The following is a 23,761-nucleotide window of genomic DNA, read 5'->3' on the forward strand; positions in this document are numbered from 1 at the left end:
ATGGCAGAAAAAAAAGAAATCACAAAAGTGGATATCCCTTTAAAGATAGGGGACAGTGCAGTATTTGAAAAAACGATTACGGAAACAGATGTCGTACTGTTCGGTGGCTTGACGGGCGATTACAGTCAGATGCATTTCAATGAGGAATACATGAAGAAAACAATGTACGGCACTAGAATCGCACACGGTATCTTAACATTTGCAATCGGATGTACAGCATCCACAAAAATTCAGGAACAGGTAAAATCACCAGTTCCTTCCGCATCCTACGGATACGATAAGCTGCGTTTTATCAATCCGGTATATTTCGGAGATACGCTGACCTGCAGATATACCGTTGACAGAATCGAAGAAGAAACAAATAAAACGTATTCAAAATTGGAAATCTTTAACCAAAAGGGAGAAATCGTTGTCTTTGCCATCCATATTCTGAAGTTCTTCCCTTTGGAAGAAAAGTAAACCGGGAGGCGGAATATGAAAATAGTAATGTTAGGTGCCGGTGCTTTGGGTAGTACGATTGGCGGAACTCTGGCGATGGGCGGAAACGATGTCCATTTCGTTGATATGTGGCAGGAGCATGTGGATCTGATCAACAAAGACGGTCTGCATATGACAAATGAAAAAGAAGACTGGTATGTCAGGGTGGACGCAAGAACAACTGCCGATACGATCGGTGAGGCGGATCTGGTCATTGTCCTTGTGAAATCCTTTGCGACAAAGCAGGCAGTGGAGCAGTTAAAGCAGACGAATGTTATCGGAAAGAACACCCTGGTCATGTCCTTACAAAACGGTTTGGGCAATGAAGAAACGATTGCTTCTGTCATCGGCTCTGAAAATGTCATCAGCGGTAAAACGTATGTTGGCGGCAGACTGATTCAGGCGGGCTATATCTCCGCAGGCGTACAGGGGAAATGGACCTATATCGGAGAATTGAACGGAGAAATCACGGACCGCATTCAAACGGTATGCAACGTATTCAATGATGCAGGGCTGCTGTGTGAGGTAAGTGATAATATCAAGGGTCTGATCTGGGATAAACTGCTGATTAATGTTGCGGCAGGAGCATTGTGTGGAATTACGCGTTTACCTTACGGTCCGCTGTATGAAGAGGATTATATTAAGGATGTAGCGGTAGCCGCAATTCAGGAAGGAATTCAGGTCGCAAAGGCAGCCGGTGTCGTATTGAAGAGTGAAGATCCGCAATACCCATGGGTTGCCGCAAGTGAGGGACTACCGGGAACGTTTAAAACCTCTATTCTGCAGTCTCTGGAATTAAAGCGTCCCACAGAAATTGATTTCATCAACGGCTCCATTGTGGAATGGGGGAAAAAATACGGTATTGCAACACCGGTGAACCAGACGCTGGTAGCCTGCGTAAAAGGAATCGAAAAGTATATTTTAAAGTATGAACCGTCATTGAAAAAGGGGTAGTGCTATGGCAACATATGTAGAGCATACAGCATGTAAGGTGAAGGATCTGGACTGGTGTGTGAAATTCTTTACTGAGGTATTTGATATGCCGATCAGACTTTCTCTGGGTGAGAAACCGAATCGTAAAATCTGGCTGCATGCCGGGATTCAATTGAATGAGGATATCACCTTTGACGAAAAGGAAGGCAGACTGGATCACATAGCTCTTATGACAACAGATTACGAGAATGTTTTTGAGAAGTGTCTTGCATGGGGCTGCACAGTTCTTCCGGCAGGGGATAACTGGCTGAAAATGCCGAATGGCATTGTTATCGAGTTAAAAAGAGGAAACAACGAGGTACTTCATACGATCATAAGTCAGAAGCCGTGGGTAGATTAGGAGAGAGAATATGCGAAAATTAGTAATTGTAAACGGACCAAATAATAATTTCTATGGAATACGAAACAAAGGGCAGTACGGAAATCAGTTATACGCTGATTTGATCGAAGAGCTGAAGGAATATGGTGCATCCATCGGATTTGAGGTTGAGGCATTTCAGAGCAATGGGGAAGGGGCACTTATCGATTACTTCCAGAGCTTATATTTTGAAGCGGAGAAAAGTGGATGCAAGATTCCGCTGGTACTAAACCCGGGAGCATTCACGCATTACAGCTATGCAATTAAGGATGCATTGGAGTCCGTACATACGCTGATACCGGCAATTGAAGTTCACATGTCCAATATCCATGGACGGGATGATTTCCGTCATATCTCTGTGACGGCATCCGAATGTCTGGGTCAAATTGCAGGAATGGGTAAGCACAGCTATAAAATTGCCATGGAGGCTTTTAAACAGATGATTGAGGAGGGGCAGTTGTAAGTCACTTTCGAATTGATTACAATTGACTTTGAGATATAGGTAAAACAAAGGAGTGAAGATTTATAGATCTTTCACTCCTTTTTCTATACTGGAAATCTTTAACAGTGCATGATTATCATGAATTTAAATTTCTTATAGATACCTTCCTTTAGGATCAATTCCTGTCTGTTCTTCATGATGTCCGCAGTTATCATCAGTTACATGTTTCATAGTATGTTGAGTCCATTACACAGTTATAAATCAAAGAATCGATTCCATGATATGTATGAAGCTTTATTATATATCAGTATTTTTGACATTATAACTGACTGTCTTACGTGAACCTTTCTTCTGAATTAAATCTAAAGCTATTAGTTTATCTAAATACCGATCCAAGCTAGTTAGAGGAATCTTTGTTTTTTCAAAGATTTTCTTTCTATTTAGATTAGGAAATTCTCTTATAACATTTAAAACAATCTGTTCTTTTTCATTTAATATATGATTTGGCTTTTCTAATGCCCCACTTAATGCCCCACTTAATGCCCCACTTAATGCCCCATGCTCTTTCTTTACAATCCATAACTTAAGATTCGTAATTCTCATGTCTTGATTTTCATACAACTCAGGCACTTGAAAGCCTTCAGCTCTGGAGGGAGCTAATATTTTGTCATATCCAGATCCTGCACTTTCTCCAAATCCAATAAACCTGAAAAGTTTTTGTAATGTGATATTTCTAGGAACAGATACTCCACCTTGATAAATCTGTTCAATAGGAATTCTTAGTAACCCTGGATTAGAATAAGAAATGTAATTGTCTTTTTTAATAACCAATATTGAGCAGCTTTCTTCCTTAAAATCAGCATGTATAACTGAATTAACTAATGCTTCTCTAGCAGCTACCTGCAATTTTGTTTCATCATTTCTTTGCAATGAATCTTTCATTTGAAATGGTACAGGGAATTCAGAAATAAGTTTAGGATACACTTTTGTAATGAAATTATATAAATTTTTCTCCCATAAACCATTTTCTATTATTCGATCACTCCAACGCATATCACCAAACAAATTGGTTTCATCTCTATAATCCAGATTGACATTATGATAAATTTCGTTAAATGTTTCAGTTTTCCCAAACATCAAAACACCTGCAGATGTAACTCCCTCAATATTTCTTTTCTTATCAAAGCGGTATGCACCCATCTTTGTTAGAAAGTCTTTATCTGATAATTCTTCATAAATATGCCCTTCATTATTATTTCTAAATCGTGTCCTGTATACTGCAATTGTGTTTTTATCAAGATCGCCAATATTTAACCATTCGAGAATCTCATTATCGCCAGCGTTCTGAAAAGAGTCACGTATCATTGAATTTACAGATTCCTTCGTACATCTATAATCTCCTTCAAAATTTCTTTTAAACGTACCGGCATAAGGATTACTGCCGATATAGATAGGTTTCTGATTGTACAAGGCTCTTGGTATATGCAGAATAACAAGCTCTAAGCCCTGGACTGTTAATGAATAAACGTCTGCATCCTTTAAAATGTTTCTATTTACTTTACCGGAATTTATCGTATTCCAAAAGTCAGAAATAATAGAATTTGCATTTTCTACTCCACTAATTTCATAATTTACAGCTGTGCCTGTTTTTATTTCTTTTACTCCTAAAATAATCAAGCCGCCATTGGTATTGGCAAAAGAAGAATAAGTTTCATATATACTTTTAGGTACTCCTCTTTTAGCTTCTTTAAATTCAACATTTACTTTTTCTTTATTATCTAATATATTTAATAATTCTTTCTCTGAAAGCATTTTTTCACCCACCTTTAAATGATTTTCATATTTATTATACCTTTTCTAATGTGGAAAGGAAATAAAAGAATTCTGCTTGCGTATAGCATAGGCCAAAAACTCCTATCGCATACCAGCCTATAAAAAGGAGAGAGCACTTCTCATAACTTTTTATTAAGGCTTCCGAATCAGCGTATGGCAATAGGAACAGTAGAGCATTTTTGTTTTATGATGAAATAAAATGTGGTTCTGTTTGTATACTATCAAAAGAATAAAGATATTTTATATTTGCAGCAGGAGAATAAAAACTGCTAACTGATTTAAACAAAATAAGAAATGTTCTAAGCTTTCAGAAAAAGTAAAATAACAGCACAGTTTATTGCATCCTTTTTTTCACCGGACATATATACTTCCAGCAGCGCTCCGGCTGAAAGTAAAAGTACAGCATTCTGCCGGGGGTATCATCAAAGCAGTAGCCGGTATTTGTAAAATCAAATGCAGTCATTGCATCCTCCATCCTATGCTCAACACTTCGATTCTCCTGCTCATAATCAAATGGTCCGTGTTCAAATACAAGATACTCTGCTTCCGCAATATCAAGCAGCTGCATATCATGTGGAACATCTCCGGTATAATGAACAGGAAGACGGACACCATAACACTCTGTCCGCAGGTATCCCCAGTCACACAATCTGCCGTTTCGATCATTGCGATAGGCCATAATCTGACCGCCTCCGCTGTTGATGTCACTCCCGCCACTATCATCGAGCTTTCCTTTGATGCTGTCCAGTAGTCCGCAAACCGTATCCATATCCTGGCCGGGAATCTGATTCTGCTTCTGCCAGAAATCCCAGTAGCCGTTACTCTCCCGGTTTTCGATAAACAGGAACTTATGTGCGGGAATGGTCACGAAGTAGGTCTTTACAGCTTTCGCTGAATTTATTTCTCCAAGCTCATCCAGACCTAGAAGATAGCGGTCAAACGGATTGATTTTGGTACGTAGAACAACAGGACTGGGCTGTTTCCGGTACGCACTCGGTGTCCTTCCGTATGCAGCTTTAAATGCTCTGGTAAACGCCTCATGAGAAGAAAAGCCATAATCAAGAGCAATCTTCAATATGCTTTTCTCACTGTCACGGATTTCCTTCAGGGCGAAGGCCAGCTTTCGCTGTCGGAGATATTCCCGAAGCTTCATACCGGATATCTCCTTGAACTTTCTCGTTGTATAATATTCAGAATAGCCCAGCTTTTGTGAAAGGGTTCGCAGTGTCAGTGCTTCATCCTGATAGCTTTTTATGCAGCTGTCAATTTCATCGACAATAATCTGAATCTGCTTCTGCCACTCATACATTTTGCTTCACCTCATTTATATACTGCTTCTATTATAAGGGAAAGATATAGGAAATACTTGACATGACTTGCGAATTACACAAATTTTCTGTGAAAATGCAGCTTTCTATGGGCAGCCTTTCCAACGATATGCCATAGATTTCTCTACCATTCGCGAACATAAAGTTTTATGAAAATTAGATTATTTCATACCTTTCGTTTATTCTTTCACGCTTATCCCTACAGGTATAGCACATTACAATATCATCTGAAAACTGACAGGAGCTTGTCTTATATTTTATAAGGAAAAACTGCCGGAGCATTTCATCTTATGGTATAATGTAACCAGAATGAAATAGGCGAATTATACAGATGAGCAGCAAGCATTTCCAAGACGGCTTATGTCTTTTCTTTTCTATCCTTCCCTTTACAAATGGATGGAGTATTTGAACCAGGTGCTAAAGACGGCGCGGCTTGAGTAAGCGAAGCCCTCGTATTCACAGCATTTGTATGATTGCAGTATTACAGCTTGTAATAGTAATCATCTGTGAAAAATCCGGGATAAAAAAACAGGAGTGAGAAGCCTGCACCGGTATTGTCTGTAGGATATATGGATAAGCACTTGCTATGTAAACGCGTACTGCGACCGCCATCTCATGGATGTCAGGCACGCTTTTATAAATGTGGAAACAGGTATAATAAACTTATGGAGGTTATATATGCAATATTTTCTAATGAATCTGGCTGTTCATGTACTATCCTTTACACTGAGCTTCTGGGCATTGAGCTGTGTACGTTTTGAAACCTTTACAAATGTGAGAAAGCCTGGTCAGGTGCGTCTGCTGCTGTTGCTGCTGTCTCTGGGTCTGGGATATCTGGTAGCGCAGTTTTTGCTTGCTATTTCCGTATACAACGGACTGTAGAGGCTTTATTTATAGATAGGAAAGGACCTACAGCTGATACATGATGAAAGGTGCTGGTTGTTATGCTGAGAGGAAACAGAAATCTGCTGCGCAGAACGGATATTAAAACAAGACTGACGCTGGCCTTTATCTTTGTACCGCTTTGTCTGATGATTGTGTTTTTTCTTATCTATTATTCCTTTAGCACAACTGTTATACGGGATAAAAATGAACAGGCGTCTGCACAGATGGTGACCATGTCCGAGGAAATCTTCCATTTGAATGCGAATGCATTAAATGAACAAATCGATAATCTTGCGGCGTCCACCTACTTGCGGAATTATTTATACTATCCTGCAGATACCGCAATGCGGCGTGCCTTCTCTCATAATCTGCACGACAATGACCTGCTTGCCGGCAGAAAGGGGCTGCAGCTGTATGATGAAACAGGGAAGCTGCTCTATGAGGAGGGAACCCTCTTTCCCGTAGATTTAAAAGCATATAAAGCAGAAATTCAGGCACAGAAGCAGGGCGGCTACTGGCTATATGATAACGAAGCGCAGATGATTATGCTGACAAGGGAAATTCGGGATCTGTATGATCAGCCGCTGGGTTATGTATTTTGCAGCTTTGCGCAGGAAGCCTTCAACGCATCCCTCTCACAATCCACGCAGGCAGGAGGCCATATGCTTGTCGTTGATGCAAACGGACAGGTTCTGTTTGGAAGCAATCCGGATGATATAAAGGAAATCATTGATTTACAGGCATCCACCGTAGAGATCGATCAGCATTCCTATTATATGTCTGATAAAAAAATTGAGGGAACGCCCTGGTATGTGGTTTATCTGAATGATGAAAACTATGTGCTGGAGGAAATCCATAATTTCCGCAATATGCTGGTGGCATATGGAATCGTCTTCTTTGTCCTTCTGGCTGCCATTGCCTACTTCGTATATCACAGCATCTATGACCCGGTTCATAACATTCTGTATTCCATGCGGACACTGGATGAGAATAATCTGGCAATGAATCGTGTGGAGGATGATGGTCGTGATGAAATTCATGAACTGAGTATCAACTTCAATGACCTGCTGGATCGGGTACAGGAGCTGCTGCATACTGTGCACCAGGAGCAGGAACAGAAAAGAGAAACCCAGTTTCAGCTGCTGCAGGCACAGATCAACCCGCATTTCCTGTTCAATACCCTGAACACACTGCATTACCTTGCCATCCTGAATGAGGATAAGCCGGTCAGTGAGGGAATCACCGCCCTTGCCAGACTGCTGCGCAACACCATTGTGGACAGCAAGGAAGTTGTTACGGTGGAAGAGGAAATCGAAAATCTGAAAAATTATATCATCATTCAGAAGCTTCGCTATGGTGATGTGTTTGAAACCGTATATAATATAGATGATAACGTGCGCAGCTGTGCTATTTTGAAATTTCTGCTGCAGCCGATTGCAGAGAACAGCATTCTTCATGCCTTTGAGGAGGACAGGGAGCATCAGATTCTGACAATTCGCGCCAAGGCGGAGGGAAAATATCTGAAAATAGAGATTGGTGACAACGGCAAGGGCTTCGCTTTGGATATGCAGGAAAACCGCAATAAGAAGCTGAGTGGTATCGGCATTGGAAATATTCAGGAGCGTATTCGTCTCATGTATGGAGAAGACTATTCGATGGATATACAAAGCGTGGTAGGCACCGGTACGATTGTGACACTGCTGCTGCCGTTTAAAAAAACAGAGGGGAGGTAGGCCTCATGTACAAGGTACTGATAGCAGATGATGAGCGCTTAATCCGGATCACATTAAAAAACATGATTGATTGGAAGGCACTTGACTGTGAGGTAATCGCTACAGCAAAGGATGGGGAGGAAGCATTTCACATTTTCACGGATATTCAGCCGGAAATCGTTATTACGGATTTGAAAATGCCGGGTATGGATGGAATTGATCTGATATCCAAAATCAAGGAGGTCAATAAAAACACACAGGTGATTGCACTCAGCAATTATTCCGATTTTGAATATGTGCGGGATGCCATGAAGGCCGGTGCGTTTGATTATCTTTTAAAGGTTACGCTGGAAAAGAAGGAGCTGGAACGCATTATCACGCAGGTGAAGGAATCCTGTGTGGAAAGCAGTTTGAATGACCATGTGGAATATGAATCTGCGTTAAAGGAGCTGCAGCAATGTCTGATTCTTACCAAGAACGAGCATATTCTGAGCCGTAAGGAATTTCAGGAAGCACTGTCACAGCCGGTGTTTGAGCCCTATCAAAAGGGATTTCAGATGGCATATTTTCGCGTGGATAACATCAATCATCTGTATCGAACCAAGCTGAAGGACCATGCGGCACTGCATAAGCATCTGCAGGATTTAATACGGGAATCCATGCCGCTTGCCGTGCATCATCACCTGATTTTTATGAGCAACCATTCCGGCATCCTGATGTTTGAAAGCAGAGAAAAGCTTCGTATTCTGAATATATGCAACAGCATCATTCGAAATATCACACAGTATCTGGATATACATCTGTCCATTACATTGTCGGATATCATTGCATCACTGGATGAATTTTACGATCAGTTCGAGCTGCTTCTGAAATCACATGAGCGAAGGTTTTATGTGGGTGAGGGATGTCTGATTCAAAGCGAGGAGCATGACGCGTTTCAGGAGCTGGATATGAATGAGGTGACCTTTCATCTGGAGCTGCTGGACGCGGTTGCCGCTAAGGATTTTAATACGGTACAGCACAAGCTGAAGGAAACTCTGGAGTATATGAAATTTCATGAAATTGATCCGCATGCGGTACTGGAGTATTTCATCTTCATTTTCCATAATATAGAGGGAAATGAAATGGCACGGGGGATTCGGCAGACCTTTCCGTTTGATACGATAACAGCAAAGCTGCGACTGTGTGAAACAGCAGACAAGCTGGAGGAAATTGTCTCCTCCTCGTTTGATCAGATTGAGGCATGGATGAAGGATCAATCAAACAGACGCTATCGCCGCAAAATTCTGGAGGTTATGGAATATATTGATGCAAACCTGAACCGCAAGCTGACACTAAAGGAAATCGCAGACAGCATCGGTATGAATGAAAGCTCTTTGAGCCGCTTGTTTAAAAATGAAACCGGCGTGAATCTGAATTACTATATCAATGAGAAGAAAATGAAAAAAGCGATGGAGCTGCTGCGCGGGGAGTCCAGCATGATCAAGGATGTCGCAGCGGCGGTCGGTATGGATGACCAGCTCTATTTCAACAAGGTATTCAAGAAATACTATAATGTATCGCCAAGTGAGTTTAAAAAGAAGCTGCATCCGGATACCGAGGAATAAGTGCACACACCCTTTCATACAGTGTAGAGAGGGTGTGATTTTTTTGAAGATAGCTGTGAAGTTTCTCCTTGTACTCTCCATAATTCTTGTCTCTTTTTTTCTCTGGCTGAATATGGGCACATCCTCACCGATTTTATGGAATACGGGTAAGGAATCGGTGCAGGAGCAGGAAAAGAAGGATAAGGAAAAAGCAAAGGACAAAGAACAGACCGTACATATTACAAGACAGGACGGAACCAGTCTGAAGCTGCCGCTGGAAACATATCTGGAGGGAGTGATCGGCTCGGAGATGCCGGCTTCCTTTGAGATGGAGGCGCTGAAGGCTCAATGTGTAGCTGCCAGGACCTTTGTGACGAAGCGCGGATTTGAGGTGGATGATACCACACGGACGCAGGTTTATCACGACGATAAGCAGATGCGTCAGATCTGGGGGAGTTCGTATGATAAGATGCATGCCAGGGTTGTGAAGGCGCTGCAGGAGACAGAAGGGGAAATCATGACTTATCAGGGTGAACCGATTTCTGCTGTGTTTTTCAGTGGATCATGTGGGAAAACAGCCAACAGTGAGGAATACTGGGACAGCAGGACGCCGTATCTGCGCAGTGTGGATTCACATTGGGATAAAGAGGAAGACGGCTATGAAAAAACAGCTGTTATTTCAGAGGAGGATTTTCATACGATGCTCGGCTTTGAGAATCCGGTGAAGGAAGTGGGTAAGCCTTCCCATTACGCTTCCGGCTATGTAAAATCCATAACGATTGACCGCATTGTCTTCAGTGGCAGAGAGATTCGTGAAAAGCTGAATCTTCGCTCCTCCTGCTTTTCCATAAAGAAAACAAGCGGCGGTTATGCGGTAACAACCAGAGGCTTTGGTCATGGTCTCGGCATGAGTCAGTACGGGGCGCAGGGAATGGCGCTGGAGAAAAAGAATTACAAGGAAATACTGAAGCATTATTATACCGGCGTACAGATTGTAAAAGAATGATGTATAAAGAAAAAAGGGGCGGGCATAATCATCACTAGAGGTGATGAAATGTATAGCTATACAAAGGAAAAGAAATTTCCAAAACGCAGACTGATTGTTTCCTTAAGCTGCCTGCTGATTGCCGCAGCTGCCTTTCTGACTTATGAATATTCCATGAAGAATCCTGCAAAGGACACTTCCGTGTTTAAGGAAGACACCACGCCGGTGCTCTCGCTTCCCAGCTCAGCTGAGGAAGAAAAAGGCATCCAGCCGTTTGCGGTCAAGGCAGAGGTCGTTCTTGATTATTTTGATGGAAAGGACAGCAAGGTTGACAGTATGACAAAGTTTGAAGGCGTCTACCGAGCCAATCAGGGCATGGACTATTCCTTCAACAAAGAGGCTTTCGATGTTCTGGCAAGCTTCAGCGGCGAGGTGAGTGATGTGAAGGAAGATAATATCTTCGGCAAAAGTGTTACAATCACCAGCAAGGATCTGAGCATAACCTATCAGAGCCTGTCCGATATCACTGTGAAAAAGGGCGATAAGGTCAATCAGAAGGATCCCATTGCAAAGGCCGGAAGCAATATTTACAACAAGGAGCTGGGCAATCATCTGCATATCGTCGTAGAGAAAAACGGCAAGATTATAGATCCGGAGCTGATGTACGGCAAAACGAACGCTGAGATCAAATAGTACCCTTGCGGTACTATTTTCATATGTGAAAGCCCATCCATACATATTACGGAATTTTAAGAAAAGGAAAGGCATATTAACACTTTTACATTTCGGATTTTGTGTTATAATGGTAATTGCTTGAAATTGAGTATAAATAGCGCATGGTATGTTTGGAAACGGATATTTCTTATCTATTTCAGAATCTGTGCGGACAACTGTAAAAAATGCGGATCAAATTCTTATGGAAGAAATATGAACGCACGAAAGGAATGAAGGACTATGTTTTCAAAAGAAGTAGGAATCGACTTAGGAACAGCAAACTTACTGATGTATGTAAAAGGTGAAGGCATCGTAATTGACGAGCCTAGTGTAGTTGCGATAGATGCAGAAACAAAGAAATGTCTGGCTGCCGGGCAGGATGCGAAGGACATGCTTGGAAGAACACCGGGCAGAGTACTGGCAATCCGTCCTCTGAAGGATGGGGTTATTGCGGATTTCGAGGTAACGGAAATCATGCTGAACTTCTTTTTCAAGAAGCTGGCTATCAAGGGGATGTTTAAGCGTCCTACCATTCTGATCTGCTGTCCAAGCAACATCACCAGTGTGGAAAGAAATGCCATTCGTGATGCGGCTTATCGTGCAGGTGCGAAAAAAGTGTATATCGAGGAGGAGCCGAAGGTGGCTGCTGTCGGTGCCGGACTGGATATCGGAAAGCCAAGCGGATGCATGGTTCTGGATATCGGTGGTGGTACGACTGACGTTGCGGTGATTTCTTTAGGTGAAATCGTAAGCAGTACCTCCCTGAAGATTGCAGGGGATACGCTGGATCGTGATATTATCAAATTTGTTAAAGAAAATAAAAAGCTGCTGATTGGTGATCGTACAGCAGAGGAAGTGAAGAAACAGATCGGAACTGCATGGAAGGGCAGCATGCATGAAACGATTGAAGTAAGTGGACGTGACCTGGTAACCGGTCTGCCGACAACCATTACCCTGTCCAGTGAGGAAATTCAGGGCAGTATGGCGGAAAGTCTGCAGGATGTTGTTCGTGCCTGCAAAACGGTTCTGGAACAGACACCTCCCGAGCTAGCAAGTGATATTGTGACAAGAGGTATCGTACTGACCGGTGGCGGTGCGCTGCTGCACGGTATTGACGAGCTGCTGCGTAATGAACTGCACATTCCGGTATATGTTGCGGAGAATGCACTTCGCTGTGTGGCCGAAGGTACGGGAATTCTGCTCGAGAATCTGCATCTTGTACAATAGAAAATAAAAGCGAGGTATCTATATGGATTGGCTGAAATATCTGATTATTCCATTGGCCTTATCCGCACTGATTACTCCTTTTCTGAAAATCGTCGCCTACCGGCTGGATATTTATGCACAGGTGAATGAGCGAACCGTACATAAGGGAAAAATTGCACGTATTGGCGGTGTAGCCATTTATATATCCTTTGTCGTGTGCATGGCGGTTTTTATGAAGACGGATATGACCATCAACGGTATTCTGATTGGTGGGACAATCATGTTCATAGGCGGTCTGATCGATGATATGGTCAATCTGAAACCGAAGTATAAGCTTGCATTTGAAGTTGCTGCCGCCATCGTTTTAATGACAGTGGGAAAGGTTTCACTCGATGTGATCCGTCTGCCGATGGGAATTTCCATCGATATGGGACTGGTATCCTTTATTGTAACCTTTGTGTGGATTATCGGTATCACCAATGCGGTGAACCTGATTGACGGACTGGATGGTCTGGCAGGGGGAATCTCTGCGATTATTCTGGTTGTCATTGCATGTCTTTCCGTGATCGAGGGACGTCTGGATATCCAGACGATGTCTTTGATTCTGGCAGGGGCAACCATGGGGTTTCTGCTGTATAATTCACATCCGGCAAGTATTTTCATGGGGGACTGCGGAGCCTTGTTTCTGGGCTTTATTATATCCGCTATCTCATTGCTGGGCTTCAAGAGCTCCACGATTATGACACTGGCACTTCCGATTCTGCTGCTGGCGGTTCCCATTGTGGATACCATTGGGGCAATTTTGAGAAGAAAGCTGAGTGGGCATAAATTTTCGGAAGCCGACAAGAACCATCTGCACCATCTGCTGATGCAGCGGTTCGGACATCGCAATACGGTCATTATTTTGTATGTGGTGACTGCGCTGTTCGGCTTTACAGCGTACATCTATCTGATAAATAAAGCGACAGGATTTCTTGTTTTGTTTATCATCGCACTGGTTGTTGAGCTGTTTATCGAGTTTTCCGGGATGATATCCAAGCAGTATCACCCGTTGCTGTCGATAGCAAATACCATTCAGAAGCGTGCCAGAAAGCTGTATCGGAAATTTTCAAAGAAAAGTCCGGATACGAAACAGGAAAAATAGCAAATCTAATGCTGTAGAAATCCTTGGCATTCAGGATGAAAATAAAAAATATGAGAATTCAGAGCTGCAACCATGATTGCAGTGCTTGGATTCTCTTTTTTACATTTTGTATTTGATTCTCGTGTGATGAAAATCATATCTTTGTTTGCCATAGCGTTAAAGCAACACCGATTTCATAGCTGCGATGTCAGACATGGCTGTTGTTTTTACTATAGGCAAAGCCATTACAGAGGGGGGTATATTTTGTATTATTTTTACATTTTCCTTTCTTCTAACAGGAAACAGCTGTAGGAATGCTGCTGTGAATGACTCCATATTGTAAGAATTGTTTTTATGGGACATTTACGGCATTTTCCCTAATTATGAAGACTTTGTGGATTTTAGTAAAAAAAATATCCGCAATTTCAGGATTTTTTAGGAATTGGCCCTTTTTCTATCGTATGTATATAGTGAGGTGAGAAAAATGGAAGTTAAAAAATTATACGAAATGGTCGATGAGGATCAGAAGGAGGGTTCCCTTGGAGAGAAGGCGTATTGGAAGGATCTGTGGGAATGCTACATCGAGGAGAAGAGCATGGATTATGCATCTTTGAGTGTGAAGGAGGCGATACCGCGGCTGGTGTCGGAACAGAATCTGAGAGAACGCCGTCATGCGGGAAGCTGTGGTGAGCTTGGTGTGGATATCCGTGTTGGTGATATCTGTTACATAGATTTTGGTGAAGCATATATTTCAGAAATTGGTTATCAGCATTTTGGTCTGATTATAACAATTTTTCATAACAAGGCATTCGTTGTGCCGATGAGCGGGAATCATACGGCTTATCTGCAGGCCTACAGCAAGGAGAATCCGAAAGGGAAGCGTCATTTGATGCGCCTGGGGAAAATCAAGGGAATGAATAAGGAATCGGTTTTGTTCATCAATGATGCAAAATGGATCAATACTGCCAGAATTATTGATGTCAAAGCACATTTAAGGCGTGACAGTGAGCTGTTCCGTGAAATAAAGGACCGTGTGAAAAACTGTCTGGACTAATGCAAGGCGCTTGTTTGACGGGGAAATGCAATTTGAAGAGCTAGGGAATGTCAGGATGATGAAGAATGTTGTGGAAAAGCAGGCAAATTTGCAGAACAGACAAAATATGACAGAATCCATGCGAAATGTCTTCTACAATAACGCATGAAAGAGGTGGTTTTGTTTGGAAAAGGTGATGAACAAGAGACTGAAGGGGAAATTTTCCATTCATGCGGAGGATTTGGCCTGTGCCGGAATTTCAATAATTCTTGGTACACTGGCTTCTCCGCTTAGTTATACACTTGCATTTCTGTATGTATCCTATTCCTATATGCGTACGATCCGGGAAGCGATGATCAGCGTATTTTTTATTCTTCTGTGCTCGTTAACCAGAGGAATTCTGCCGGCGTACAGCTATGCGCTTGGCTTTGCCTGTTACTTTGTGATTATTCATATGGTTAAGGTGATGAATCAGAATTTATACCAGTGGATGCCGTATCTGACAGCACTGTTAAGTGCGGCGTTCAGTGTCCAGCAGTATGGACTGCACAATACGGCTGTGATTCTGCCGGTACTGAGCTTTGTGTTGATGCAGGAGCTGTTTGCGGATTATCAGTGGATTCAGAAGGGGATGCTGCATAATGCCTGCATGCGGGGGATCCTGCTGTTTACCATCGGCTTATTGGGGGTGGAGCTGTTACCAGTATATGCACAGGAGGTCATTATGATTACCATGCTGCTGATTGCTTTATCAAGCAATGCATGGATCACAGTGACTGTGGCGCTGATGATATATTTCCTGCTGGATATCCGTGTGCTGCCGGCACTTGTCCTTACGGTTCTTTTAAGTGTTTTGAAAAAGGATCGCAAGAGTGCCATGCTGCTGTTGCTGGGGGCATGCTTCCTGTATCCGGATAATACAGAGGATTTGATATATCTGCTGCTGTGTATGAGCGGTGTTCTGCTTGTACCGGCGAATGCAGCTTCCCTGCATATGAGTACGGAGCTTCAAAATGAACAGGAGTACCGGCTTTCTCAGACGAGTATGCTAAAGCGGCAGATGCAGAATTATGCCAATATCTTTCAATCCCTGTCGGAATATTATGCACAGATCAGTGATGTGCAGGCTGAACTGCTTGCCAATATGTCCAACGCTTTGCAATATAATGCAGACGCCATACGAAAAATAGACGGCTACGAAAAGGATACGGTACGTGTCGCCAAGGCGCTGGAAGGCTATCAATATGATGTGCGTGAGCTGAGTATTGAAGAACCGAAGGAGGGCTGTATACAGGTTTGTGTGGAAATAGCAAATATCAAACGCGGAGAAATACGAACCACGCTGCTTCCGCTGCTTGAAGTCCTGCTTCACCGCAATCTGCAGATCGCGGACATTCGCAATCGAAAATTCATGCGCGGCTATCATTCCATCACCGTCTGTGATGATATTCCCTTTGCCATTGATGCCTATGCGGACAGTGTAAAAAACTCCTACACCTCCAGCGGGGACACCTTTTCCATCTTCAGATTTCGTCAGAGTGTGGTGTGCATGATTTCGGATGGTATGGGAAACGGTGAGCGTGCTGCCCAAAGCTCACGCCTGATTACGAATATTTTCCAACGTATGATGGTCAGTGGAATTCCACAGGACAGCGCCATCAAATGTATAAACAAGCTGATTCAAAGCGATACCTATGCAACGCTGGATGTCATCTGCTTTAACCGTTCACAGGGGGTTGCCTACATATCAAAATCCGCAGCCTGTCCGACATTTCTGCTGCGGGATGATCAGATATATGAAATTAACGGCAGTGCGTTGCCTGTGGGAATCATCAGTCAGATGCAGCCGGACTGCTTCCAGGTTGATGTAAAGGCAGGGGATGAATACCTTATGATATCCGATGGCATATATATGAATGAGATTTATAAATGGCTCAATCAGAGGACACAGACAAGTGTGAAGGCGGATGTGGAAAGCTTTACGGAGCTGTTAAAAAAGACAAGACGTAAGGACGATTCTACGATTGTACTGGCCAGAGTGGATGAGGTATAGGAAACTGTGCCAGCTTAAAGATATTAGAAACTCCGTGAAATTACGTTTGCGATAATTAAAGCTCAGTGCTGTATTTATAGAATACTGTATAAAGTAATCATAACAACGAAAATGTTATATTACCAGCCTGTTTCCTTTAAAATTTATATGATAGTATATAGGTGTAAGAGGAACGATAGGGGTTGGTAGTAATGGTTATACATAACCTTCACGCTTTGAAGCACAGGAGCATGAAGATGCTTGAAGACAAAGAAAAACACTTAAAATTCCGAATATGGGTTTCTGTGATATGTATGGTCTGCTTATGCGGATGCTCTAGTGCAGGTGAGAAACTAAAAATAGAAGTAACGCAACAACCTGTCGTAATGGAGTCCCATACGAAAGCATTATTAGATAAACAGATACTGTCATTTTCGCTAACGCAGCCGGTGAGTGAGGGATACAGTGTTGCTTATGAAGGAAATTGTGTCATAAACGCAGATGGAACACTTGATCGTGAGAATGAAGTCACCGTTTTTACATCCATCATGAAGGAGAATACCGTGCTGGCGAATGATACCAAACACATTGGAATCGCCAATATAGATAGTAACCTGACGATACAGGATGAAAATACCTTGTTGCTGATAACCACAGTACACTATGACGATCCTGATGGAGATGTTATATTTCATTATCTGGAGCATATGACACTTGCTGTGAAGCAGAATAAGGGAACTTACCATATCGAAATAACTGAGGTGACCATGGCATAGCGTGATAAAGAATTAGTATGGGAGTGCTTATAATAGGGCATTCCTTTTCTTAGCTATTCTAAACGCAAATCATGCAGAATTTGATTCTATCTGAATTTCATATCTACTTCTTTGCTTTGTTGTAAGGGAATTTGTATTAGGCTTCATCATACATGAAATTCATACCCACCTGCATGATATAATGTAGAAAGAGTATGATATAATAAAGCTATGCAGACAGGAGCTGATAATATGAAAGCTTTGCCAATCGGTATAGAAAATTTCAAAGAAATGATTGATCATCAATATTATTATGTCGATAAAACAAACTTTATCAAAGATGTATGCAATGAAAAAGTCGCGTTATATACAAGACCGAGGCGATTTCACCGAAATAGTGTCGATACCTTTGGTATCCGACAAGAGGCGCGCTAGTAGCGGGAAAAACCTTGAATATGAGTAGGCGCTGCCCGCCCAGGCGTGCTGTATTATTTCTTTTCGATCAAACAAAAGGAAAGCGCTTATCTGTTTGAGGGATTGGATATCACAAAAGATGCGCAGGTTATGAAACTACAGAATCAGTATCCGGTTATTTTTCTTACTTTAAAAGATATGAAAAATAATACCTTTGAAAAACAACTGACAATGTTTTCCTATCTGATGCAGGAAATCATTAGAAATAATCATGAATTGCTAACAAGTGAGCGGATCAATGAATTTGACAAGGAGCGAATGAAAAGTTTATACCATGGTGCACAAAATGAAGTGGAGCTGCAAAATGCTTTAAGATTCATTTCGGGATGTCTGGAACAACATTATCAAAAGCAGGTAATCATACTCATCGATGAATAGGCGCTGCCCGCCCATGGCGTGATGTCCCTTTACAGAATGCCTATTTGAACGGTTATTATGATGATATGGTTGCTTTCCTTGGAAATGTATTCAGTGCTGCTTTAAAAACAAACAATGCCTTAGAGAAAGGGATACTGACAGGCTGTTTAAGGATTGCGAAAGAATCGACACCACAGGCAGGCTTTAGCCTTTTTACCGGACTGAATAATTTTAAGGTACTTTCTATTTTTGATGAAACCTCCAAACAGCGATTTGGCTTCACGCAGAATGAAATCGATTCCTTGTTGCTTGATTATCAGGCAAATGAATATCAGGGGCAGGTGAAGGAATGGTAGGCGCTGCCCGCCCATGGCGCGATGGCTATCAGTTTGGAAACTGTGAAATTTACGCTACTAGCGGACAGAGTCTAACCCGTGGAGTGTTTTGATGTATCTTGATAAATTGATGAAAACGGATAAACAAACACCGGAGTCTTTTTGGGCGAATACGAGTGGAAATGATATTATCTATCGCTACGTAAAAGAAGCAAGCTCTAAAATGAGAGAAGAATTCGATATACTGGCATCAGGCGGAGTTATTGAAAAAACAATCAAGGATAATATAACGTATAGGGAATTGGATCAAGTTAATAATATTTACAGCTTTTTACTGTTTACCGGTTATCTGAAAGCTGTTCAATGCACGGATCAAGAGAAGGGAATCTACCAGTTGATGATTCCAAACAAGGAAATCAATCGGATTTATACGATGATCTTCCGTGAATGGTTTGAACAGCAGGTAATGCAAAACAGTATAAAATTTGCAGAAGCGCTGATGGTAGAAGATGTGAAAGCGGCTAATAAAGTACTGAACGATGTTTTATTTCAGTCAATCAGCTATTTTGATTACAATGAAAGGTTCTATCATGGTGTTTTAATAGGCATGTTAAATGACTATCAGGTAGTGTCTAATCAGGAATCAGGAGAAGGCAGGTTTGATCTTGCTGTTCTTCCGGCATATGCCAAAGAAAGAGGCCTGTTGTTTGAAGTAAAGGTGGTAAAAAATATGGAACATATGGAAATAGCCGCAGAACAGGCATGCCGGCAGATAAAAGATAGGAAGTATCTGGAAGGTCTGTATAAGAAAGGCTATACAGATATCGTCGCATACGGAATCGTCTTTTGTAAGAAATCCTGTCTGATTGTAAAAGCAGAATAGCAGTCTGTCTGAGATTTCAGGATATAAAAGCAGGTGTTGGATGATGAATATCCCTCATCTGTTTTTTCATAGACAACGTGTTCGTTTTCTACCAGTGATATGATAAATTCACGTGGCTATTTATTTTTCATATTGCCTAATGATCGTATTTACCGTATAATAGCCGCATGAAACAAATGAAGAAACTGGAAAAAGGAACCTATATCATCGGTGTCAGCGGAGGCCCGGACTCTATGGCATTGCTGGATATGTGCAGAAAAGAAGGATTCCAGCTGGTAGTCGCGCATATGAATTATAAGAAGCGTGATACGGCGGATCGGGATATGGAACTGGTGCGCAGCTATTGTGCACGTTTTCATATTCCCTTTGAAGCGAGACTGCAGACAAAGCCCTGTGTGGGCAACTTTCAGGCGTTTGCCAGAGAAGAGCGCTATCGTATGTATCGCGAGCTTTTACAGAAGTATCAGGCGGCTGCCGTATTGCTGGCACATCATTTGGATGACCATCTGGAAACCTATCTCATGGCAAAAGAGCGCGGCAGTATGAAGGAATATCTCGGTATACAGGAGGAAGCATGCATCATGGGCTGTACCATCATCCGTCCGCTAATGGCGTATAGCAAACGGGAACTGGAAGCATACTGTAGAGAGAATGCCGTGCCTTTTGGAATTGACGAAAGCAACCTTACGGATCACTATGCAAGAAACAGAATCCGGCATGAGATTGTGGATAGAATGTCGGAAAAGGAAAAAGAAGCGCTGATGGAAACCATTTCCCGGGAAAACATGCGCATGCAGCAGCTGCGTGCGGATTGCCGTGCGTTTTTAAACAGCTGGGACGGAAGTCTGAAAAAACTGCGGGTACTGGACAGCTATTTTCTGGAACAGGTGCTGATCACCTGGATTCATGATACATGCAGCTGTTATCTGTCCATGCATGAAATTCAGGTGCTGCGGGAGCTGATTATGAACAATGCAAACTATTGGACACGCGATATCGCCGGCGGGTATGATATATACAGTGAATACGGAAAGCTGGTAATTGATACCAGTGAGGAAATCAGCTATTCCTATGTATACGATCATGCAGTATTTGAGAAAACCCCGTACTTTGAAACAGCTCCTCACGGAACAGGGGTTGAGGCGGTTACTCTGCAGGCAACAGACTGGCCGATAACCATAAGAAATGCACAGCCGCAGGACGCCATACAGCTTCGATTCGGCGTAAAAAAGCTGAACCGCTGGTTCATAGACCGCAAAATTCCCAAAAAGGAACGCAAATTATGGCCGGTTGTTGTGAATGCTGCGGGAAATGTGATTCTGGTGCCTAAAATTGGCTGTGATATTGCACATTTTTCTAACAATCCTACGCTATTTGTGTTAAAATAGTAGATAGCTGTATTAGGAGGATTTTGCATGCACGACGTAGTTGAAAAAGTATTGGTGTCCGAGGAAGACATCGTAAAAAGAAGTATGGAATTAGGAAAACAAATCAGTGATGATTACCGCAAAACAGGGAAGGCACCGCTGCTGGTAGCCTTACTGAAGGGAAGTGTTCCTTTTCTTGCAGAGCTGATTAAGCATATAGATTTGGATATCCAGTTTGACTTCATGGATGTATCAAGCTATGAAGGAACAGAGTCCATCGGAGATATTAAAATTGTCAAGGATCTGGACTGTTCAGTAAAGGGCGTACCGATTCTGCTTGTGGAGGATATCGTTGATACCGGACGCACGCTGAAGGAAGTGACACGTCTGTTGAAAAACAAAGGGGCAAGCGATGTAAAAGTCGTTTCTCTGTTAGATAAACCGGATCGTCGTGTTGTAGATATAACTGCAGATTATGTAGGTTTTGAGATTCCCAACGAATTTGTTGTGGGCTTCGGTCTTGATTATGACCAGCATTACCGCAATCTGCCTTATATAGGAGTACTGAAACCTGAAGTATACAAATAAAACGTTAGGAGGACGATTGAATGAACAATAAAAAGTTTATAAGCTTTCTACCTTATATCTTAGTCCTTGGTATTATGCTGCTTCTGATTTCCTATGGATCAGAGGGTAATACAAAAAACTTTAACTATAACGAATTTATGACAAAGGCAAATACCATGACATTCACCAAAGCGGAAATGTCAATGGGAACTACCGTTATTGATGTAAAAGGGTCGTATAGTGAGAAAGGCAAAGATGTAAACTTCACCGTTCGTGTGCCAAATACGGAAAAGAATGTTTCCTATCTGACAGACGTATTCAAAAAAAGCAAGAGTACCAATTTAACAGTAAGCGATCCAAACAGGGAAAGCCTGTTAATGAAATTCCTGATGAATGTGTTCCCGTTCCTGCTGATTGCAGGTGTGGCGTTCTTCATGTTCTCTAAAATGAACGCGGGAGGAAACAATAAGGCATTTGAATTCAGTAAATCCCGTGCAAAGATCGAAGGAAATATCAAGGTTCGCTTCAAGGATGTTGCGGGCTGTGATGAGGAAAAAGAAGAGGTTAAGGAAATCATCGACTATCTGAAGGATCCAAAGCGGTTCACAGATATGGGTGCCCGTATTCCGAAGGGCATGCTGATGGTAGGTCCTCCAGGTACCGGTAAGACGCTGCTTGCCAAGGCAGTAGCAGGAGAGGCAGATGTACCGTTCTTCTCTATTTCCGGTTCTGATTTCGTTGAAATGTTTGTCGGTACCGGTGCGAGCCGTGTCCGTGACATGTTTAAAAAAGCACAGCAGACTGCACCGTGTATCGTCTTTATTGATGAGATTGACGCCGTCGGAAGACAGCGTGGAGCCGGTATGGGCGGTGGAAACGATGAGCGTGAACAAACCCTGAACCAGCTGCTTGTTGAAATGGATGGTATGGGTGAGAATAAGGGTATTGTAATCATTGCGGCTACCAACCGTCCGGATGTTTTGGACCCTGCGTTGCTGCGAAGCGGACGATTTGATCGCCAGATTACAGTGAACCTGCCGGATAAGCGTGGACGCTATGAAATTTTGAAGGTACACGCAAGAAACAAAAAGCTGGCGCCGAATGCAAATCTGGAGGGTCTGGCAAAGCGGACACCGGGCTTCTCAGGTGCCGATTTGGAAAACGTGTTGAATGAGGGTGCTATATTAGCTGTACGTGATAAACGTAAGGTAATTACAATGGAGGATCTTGACGAGGCTATTGACCGTGTTATGATGGGGCCTGCCAAGAAATCCAAGAAATATACAGACAGAGAAAAACGCCTGGTAGCCTTCCATGAGGCAGGGCACGCTGTTATCGGCTTGAAGCTGGATGACGCAGACAAGGTGGAAAAGGTTACGATTATTCCGCGTGGTGAAGCAGGCGGCTATAACCTGATGACACCGAAGGAAGAAAAAATGATGCCGACAAAGGCAGACTTCATGGCACAGATCACCGGCTTAATGGGTGGACGTGTTGCTGAAGAGGTTATGTTTGATGAAGTATCTGCCGGAGCAAGCAATGATATTCAGAAGGCTACAAAAATTGCAAAGGCTATGGTTCGAAGCTGGGGTATGTCCTCTCTGGGACCGATTCAGTATGATGATGGTACCGGAAATGTATTCCTGGGCAGAGATTATGGCAGCGGAAGCAATTATTCCGGTGAGATTGCATATGAAATCGACAAGGAAATCCGTAAGATTATCAATGAATGCTACGATCGTGCAAAACAGATTATTGAGGATAACAAGGATTTGCTGACATTGATTGCAGAAACGCTGATTGAGGAAGAAACCATCACCAGCGAACAGATTTACAATCTGATGAATTATGGTAAGCTGATTTCTCCTGAGGATGAAGTACGTGCAGCGGAAGCAAAAGCCAAAGCGGCCGAGCAGAAGCTGAAGGATCTGGAGGCAGGCATTACACAGGAAGATACTGCTGAGGAAGTGCACGAAGACGTACAGGATTCAAAGGAGCCGGATATTGATTTTGATGCAGCCTTAAAAGAGCTGACTAAAAACGATTACGACGAACATAAGGAATAGTAAAACAGAGTCATGCGAGCGGGTAAACGTTCCATGACTTTTTTCAATGAATCAAAGCTATATTTAGCATTATATGGTAATCCAATGAATGGAAAGGGGAACTTTATCCCCGCAATCAATTAGATATACCCGAAATAGCAGGCATGAAAATCGGTATCGTCAACATTATGGTGAATGATGAAACAGACTATGCTTTAGGCTGTATGCATAGCCCTTACTTATTAAAATGAAAATTCATATAGTAGAAATA

Annotated in this window: 22 protein-coding genes and 1 pseudogene; 20 read left to right on the forward strand and 3 right to left on the reverse strand. The window is 42.4% G+C overall.

Annotated elements, in window-relative coordinates:
- The 4 genes from KSZ58_RS02765 to KSZ58_RS02780 are packed head-to-tail and all read left to right on the forward strand — an operon-like array spanning window position 1 to window position 2,291.
- Window positions 1-459 (forward strand): MaoC family dehydratase, encoded by a 459-nt coding sequence (locus KSZ58_RS02765; RefSeq protein WP_002606355.1) that lies wholly within the window; start codon window positions 1-3, stop codon window positions 457-459.
- A 15-nt stretch (window positions 460-474) separates the two neighbouring features.
- The gene (locus KSZ58_RS02770; protein WP_008816346.1) at window positions 475-1,431 is read left to right on the forward strand and encodes a ketopantoate reductase family protein; all 957 of its coding nucleotides are present in this window, start codon (window positions 475-477) and stop codon (window positions 1,429-1,431) included.
- A gap of 4 nt (window positions 1,432-1,435) precedes the next feature.
- A complete protein-coding gene (locus tag KSZ58_RS02775; protein ID WP_009269942.1) occupies window positions 1,436-1,810 on the forward strand; it encodes a VOC family protein in 375 nt (124 codons plus the stop codon).
- 10 nt (window positions 1,811-1,820) lie between these two features.
- Window positions 1,821-2,291: a type II 3-dehydroquinate dehydratase gene (locus tag KSZ58_RS02780; RefSeq protein WP_002606352.1), complete on the forward strand. Its 471-nt coding sequence runs from the start codon at window positions 1,821-1,823 to the stop codon at window positions 2,289-2,291.
- 276 nt (window positions 2,292-2,567) lie between these two features.
- Here KSZ58_RS02780 and KSZ58_RS02785 read toward each other — a convergent pair whose 3' ends face one another.
- Window positions 2,568-4,082: an RNA-binding domain-containing protein gene (locus tag KSZ58_RS02785; protein ID WP_002606351.1), complete on the reverse strand. Its 1,515-nt coding sequence runs from the start codon at window positions 4,080-4,082 to the stop codon at window positions 2,568-2,570.
- Window positions 4,083-4,437: 355 nt separating this feature from the next.
- Window positions 4,438-5,412, reverse strand: coding sequence for a helix-turn-helix transcriptional regulator (locus KSZ58_RS02790; protein ID WP_009269940.1), 975 nt, complete (start codon window positions 5,410-5,412; stop codon window positions 4,438-4,440).
- 697 nt (window positions 5,413-6,109) lie between these two features.
- On the opposite strand from KSZ58_RS02790, the gene KSZ58_RS02795 reads away from it, so the two are divergent.
- The 7 genes from KSZ58_RS02795 to KSZ58_RS02825 all read left to right on the forward strand — a co-directional run bounded on the left by KSZ58_RS02795 (window position 6,110) and on the right by KSZ58_RS02825 (window position 13,663).
- Complete coding sequence (locus tag KSZ58_RS02795) at window positions 6,110-6,313, forward strand: DUF1146 family protein (protein WP_002606349.1); 204 nt, start codon at window positions 6,110-6,112, stop codon at window positions 6,311-6,313.
- A 62-nt stretch (window positions 6,314-6,375) separates the two neighbouring features.
- The gene (locus tag KSZ58_RS02800) at window positions 6,376-8,049 is read left to right on the forward strand and encodes a sensor histidine kinase (protein ID WP_009269939.1); all 1,674 of its coding nucleotides are present in this window, start codon (window positions 6,376-6,378) and stop codon (window positions 8,047-8,049) included.
- Window positions 8,050-8,054: 5 nt separating this feature from the next.
- Window positions 8,055-9,635 (forward strand): response regulator, encoded by a 1,581-nt coding sequence (locus tag KSZ58_RS02805; protein ID WP_217752610.1) that lies wholly within the window; start codon window positions 8,055-8,057, stop codon window positions 9,633-9,635.
- 43 nt (window positions 9,636-9,678) lie between these two features.
- The gene (spoIID, locus tag KSZ58_RS02810) at window positions 9,679-10,620 is read left to right on the forward strand and encodes a stage II sporulation protein D (RefSeq protein ID WP_002606346.1); all 942 of its coding nucleotides are present in this window, start codon (window positions 9,679-9,681) and stop codon (window positions 10,618-10,620) included.
- A 48-nt stretch (window positions 10,621-10,668) separates the two neighbouring features.
- Entirely contained in the window at window positions 10,669-11,292 is a 624-nt protein-coding gene (locus KSZ58_RS02815; protein WP_002606345.1) for a M23 family metallopeptidase, read from the forward strand.
- A 261-nt stretch (window positions 11,293-11,553) separates the two neighbouring features.
- Window positions 11,554-12,540: a rod shape-determining protein gene (locus KSZ58_RS02820; RefSeq protein ID WP_002606344.1), complete on the forward strand. Its 987-nt coding sequence runs from the start codon at window positions 11,554-11,556 to the stop codon at window positions 12,538-12,540.
- A 22-nt stretch (window positions 12,541-12,562) separates the two neighbouring features.
- Window positions 12,563-13,663: an MraY family glycosyltransferase gene (locus KSZ58_RS02825; RefSeq protein WP_008816354.1), complete on the forward strand. Its 1,101-nt coding sequence runs from the start codon at window positions 12,563-12,565 to the stop codon at window positions 13,661-13,663.
- A 5-nt stretch (window positions 13,664-13,668) separates the two neighbouring features.
- Here the strand turns inward: KSZ58_RS02825 and KSZ58_RS02830 are convergent, their stop codons facing one another.
- Window positions 13,669-13,815: a hypothetical protein gene (locus KSZ58_RS02830; protein ID WP_021421051.1), complete on the reverse strand. Its 147-nt coding sequence runs from the start codon at window positions 13,813-13,815 to the stop codon at window positions 13,669-13,671.
- 311 nt (window positions 13,816-14,126) lie between these two features.
- Here KSZ58_RS02830 and KSZ58_RS02835 point away from each other — a divergent pair, with 311 nt between their 5' ends.
- The 9 genes and pseudogenes from KSZ58_RS02835 (at window position 14,127) to ftsH (ending at window position 23,511) form a co-directional block, all read left to right on the forward strand.
- On the forward strand, window positions 14,127-14,696 hold the full coding sequence (locus KSZ58_RS02835) for a hypothetical protein (RefSeq protein WP_008816355.1): 570 nt from the start codon (window positions 14,127-14,129) through the stop codon (window positions 14,694-14,696).
- A gap of 172 nt (window positions 14,697-14,868) precedes the next feature.
- Window positions 14,869-16,728, forward strand: a complete 1,860-nt coding sequence (locus KSZ58_RS02840; RefSeq protein WP_224727289.1) for a SpoIIE family protein phosphatase — start codon at window positions 14,869-14,871, stop codon at window positions 16,726-16,728.
- A gap of 365 nt (window positions 16,729-17,093) precedes the next feature.
- Entirely contained in the window at window positions 17,094-17,483 is a 390-nt protein-coding gene (locus KSZ58_RS02845; RefSeq protein ID WP_009588441.1) for a hypothetical protein, read from the forward strand.
- Window positions 17,484-17,753: 270 nt separating this feature from the next.
- Window positions 17,754-18,314, forward strand: a pseudogene (locus KSZ58_RS02855) (AAA family ATPase).
- Between the two features lie 44 nt (window positions 18,315-18,358).
- Window positions 18,359-18,649: an AAA family ATPase gene (locus KSZ58_RS02860; RefSeq protein WP_164468377.1), complete on the forward strand. Its 291-nt coding sequence runs from the start codon at window positions 18,359-18,361 to the stop codon at window positions 18,647-18,649.
- Window positions 18,650-18,740: 91 nt separating this feature from the next.
- Window positions 18,741-19,511: a PD-(D/E)XK nuclease domain-containing protein gene (locus KSZ58_RS02865; RefSeq protein ID WP_008816359.1), complete on the forward strand. Its 771-nt coding sequence runs from the start codon at window positions 18,741-18,743 to the stop codon at window positions 19,509-19,511.
- Window positions 19,512-19,687: 176 nt separating this feature from the next.
- The gene (gene tilS, locus KSZ58_RS02870; protein ID WP_022300597.1) at window positions 19,688-20,899 is read left to right on the forward strand and encodes a tRNA lysidine(34) synthetase TilS; all 1,212 of its coding nucleotides are present in this window, start codon (window positions 19,688-19,690) and stop codon (window positions 20,897-20,899) included.
- A 27-nt stretch (window positions 20,900-20,926) separates the two neighbouring features.
- Complete coding sequence (gene hpt / locus KSZ58_RS02875) at window positions 20,927-21,466, forward strand: hypoxanthine phosphoribosyltransferase (protein WP_002606333.1); 540 nt, start codon at window positions 20,927-20,929, stop codon at window positions 21,464-21,466.
- A gap of 20 nt (window positions 21,467-21,486) precedes the next feature.
- Window positions 21,487-23,511, forward strand: a complete 2,025-nt coding sequence (gene ftsH / locus KSZ58_RS02880) for an ATP-dependent zinc metalloprotease FtsH (protein ID WP_008816361.1) — start codon at window positions 21,487-21,489, stop codon at window positions 23,509-23,511.
- Window positions 23,512-23,761 lie beyond the last annotated feature (250 nt).

The sequence above is a fragment of the Erysipelatoclostridium sp. DFI.2.3 genome, from assembly GCF_019132535.1.
GTDB lineage: Bacteria > Bacillota_I > Bacilli_A > Erysipelotrichales > Erysipelotrichaceae > Clostridium_AQ > Clostridium_AQ innocuum.

Bases quoted from the DNA above. Each gene is read 5' to 3' on its own strand.
- ftsH (WP_008816361.1), top strand. From the start codon at position 21,487: ATGAACAATAAAAAGTTTATAAGCTTTCTACCTTATATCTTAGTCCTT.
- hpt (WP_002606333.1), top strand. From the start codon at position 20,927: ATGCACGACGTAGTTGAAAAAGTATTGGTGTCCGAGGAAGACATCGTA.
- tilS (WP_022300597.1), top strand. From the start codon at position 19,688: ATGAAGAAACTGGAAAAAGGAACCTATATCATCGGTGTCAGCGGAGGC.
- KSZ58_RS02845 (WP_009588441.1), top strand. From the start codon at position 17,094: ATGGAGTCCCATACGAAAGCATTATTAGATAAACAGATACTGTCATTT.
- KSZ58_RS02790 (WP_009269940.1), bottom strand. From the start codon at position 5,412: ATGTATGAGTGGCAGAAGCAGATTCAGATTATTGTCGATGAAATTGAC.
- KSZ58_RS02815 (WP_002606345.1), top strand. From the start codon at position 10,669: ATGTATAGCTATACAAAGGAAAAGAAATTTCCAAAACGCAGACTGATT.
- KSZ58_RS02865 (WP_008816359.1), top strand. From the start codon at position 18,741: ATGTATCTTGATAAATTGATGAAAACGGATAAACAAACACCGGAGTCT.
- KSZ58_RS02780 (WP_002606352.1), top strand. From the start codon at position 1,821: ATGCGAAAATTAGTAATTGTAAACGGACCAAATAATAATTTCTATGGA.
- KSZ58_RS02765 (WP_002606355.1), top strand. From the start codon at position 1: ATGGCAGAAAAAAAAGAAATCACAAAAGTGGATATCCCTTTAAAGATA.
- KSZ58_RS02825 (WP_008816354.1), top strand. From the start codon at position 12,563: ATGGATTGGCTGAAATATCTGATTATTCCATTGGCCTTATCCGCACTG.
- KSZ58_RS02770 (WP_008816346.1), top strand. From the start codon at position 475: ATGAAAATAGTAATGTTAGGTGCCGGTGCTTTGGGTAGTACGATTGGC.
- KSZ58_RS02830 (WP_021421051.1), bottom strand. From the start codon at position 13,815: ATGGCAAACAAAGATATGATTTTCATCACACGAGAATCAAATACAAAA.
- KSZ58_RS02775 (WP_009269942.1), top strand. From the start codon at position 1,436: ATGGCAACATATGTAGAGCATACAGCATGTAAGGTGAAGGATCTGGAC.
- KSZ58_RS02795 (WP_002606349.1), top strand. From the start codon at position 6,110: ATGCAATATTTTCTAATGAATCTGGCTGTTCATGTACTATCCTTTACA.
- KSZ58_RS02785 (WP_002606351.1), bottom strand. From the start codon at position 4,082: ATGCTTTCAGAGAAAGAATTATTAAATATATTAGATAATAAAGAAAAA.
- KSZ58_RS02835 (WP_008816355.1), top strand. From the start codon at position 14,127: ATGGAAGTTAAAAAATTATACGAAATGGTCGATGAGGATCAGAAGGAG.
- KSZ58_RS02805 (WP_217752610.1), top strand. From the start codon at position 8,055: ATGTACAAGGTACTGATAGCAGATGATGAGCGCTTAATCCGGATCACA.
- KSZ58_RS02800 (WP_009269939.1), top strand. From the start codon at position 6,376: ATGCTGAGAGGAAACAGAAATCTGCTGCGCAGAACGGATATTAAAACA.
- KSZ58_RS02820 (WP_002606344.1), top strand. From the start codon at position 11,554: ATGTTTTCAAAAGAAGTAGGAATCGACTTAGGAACAGCAAACTTACTG.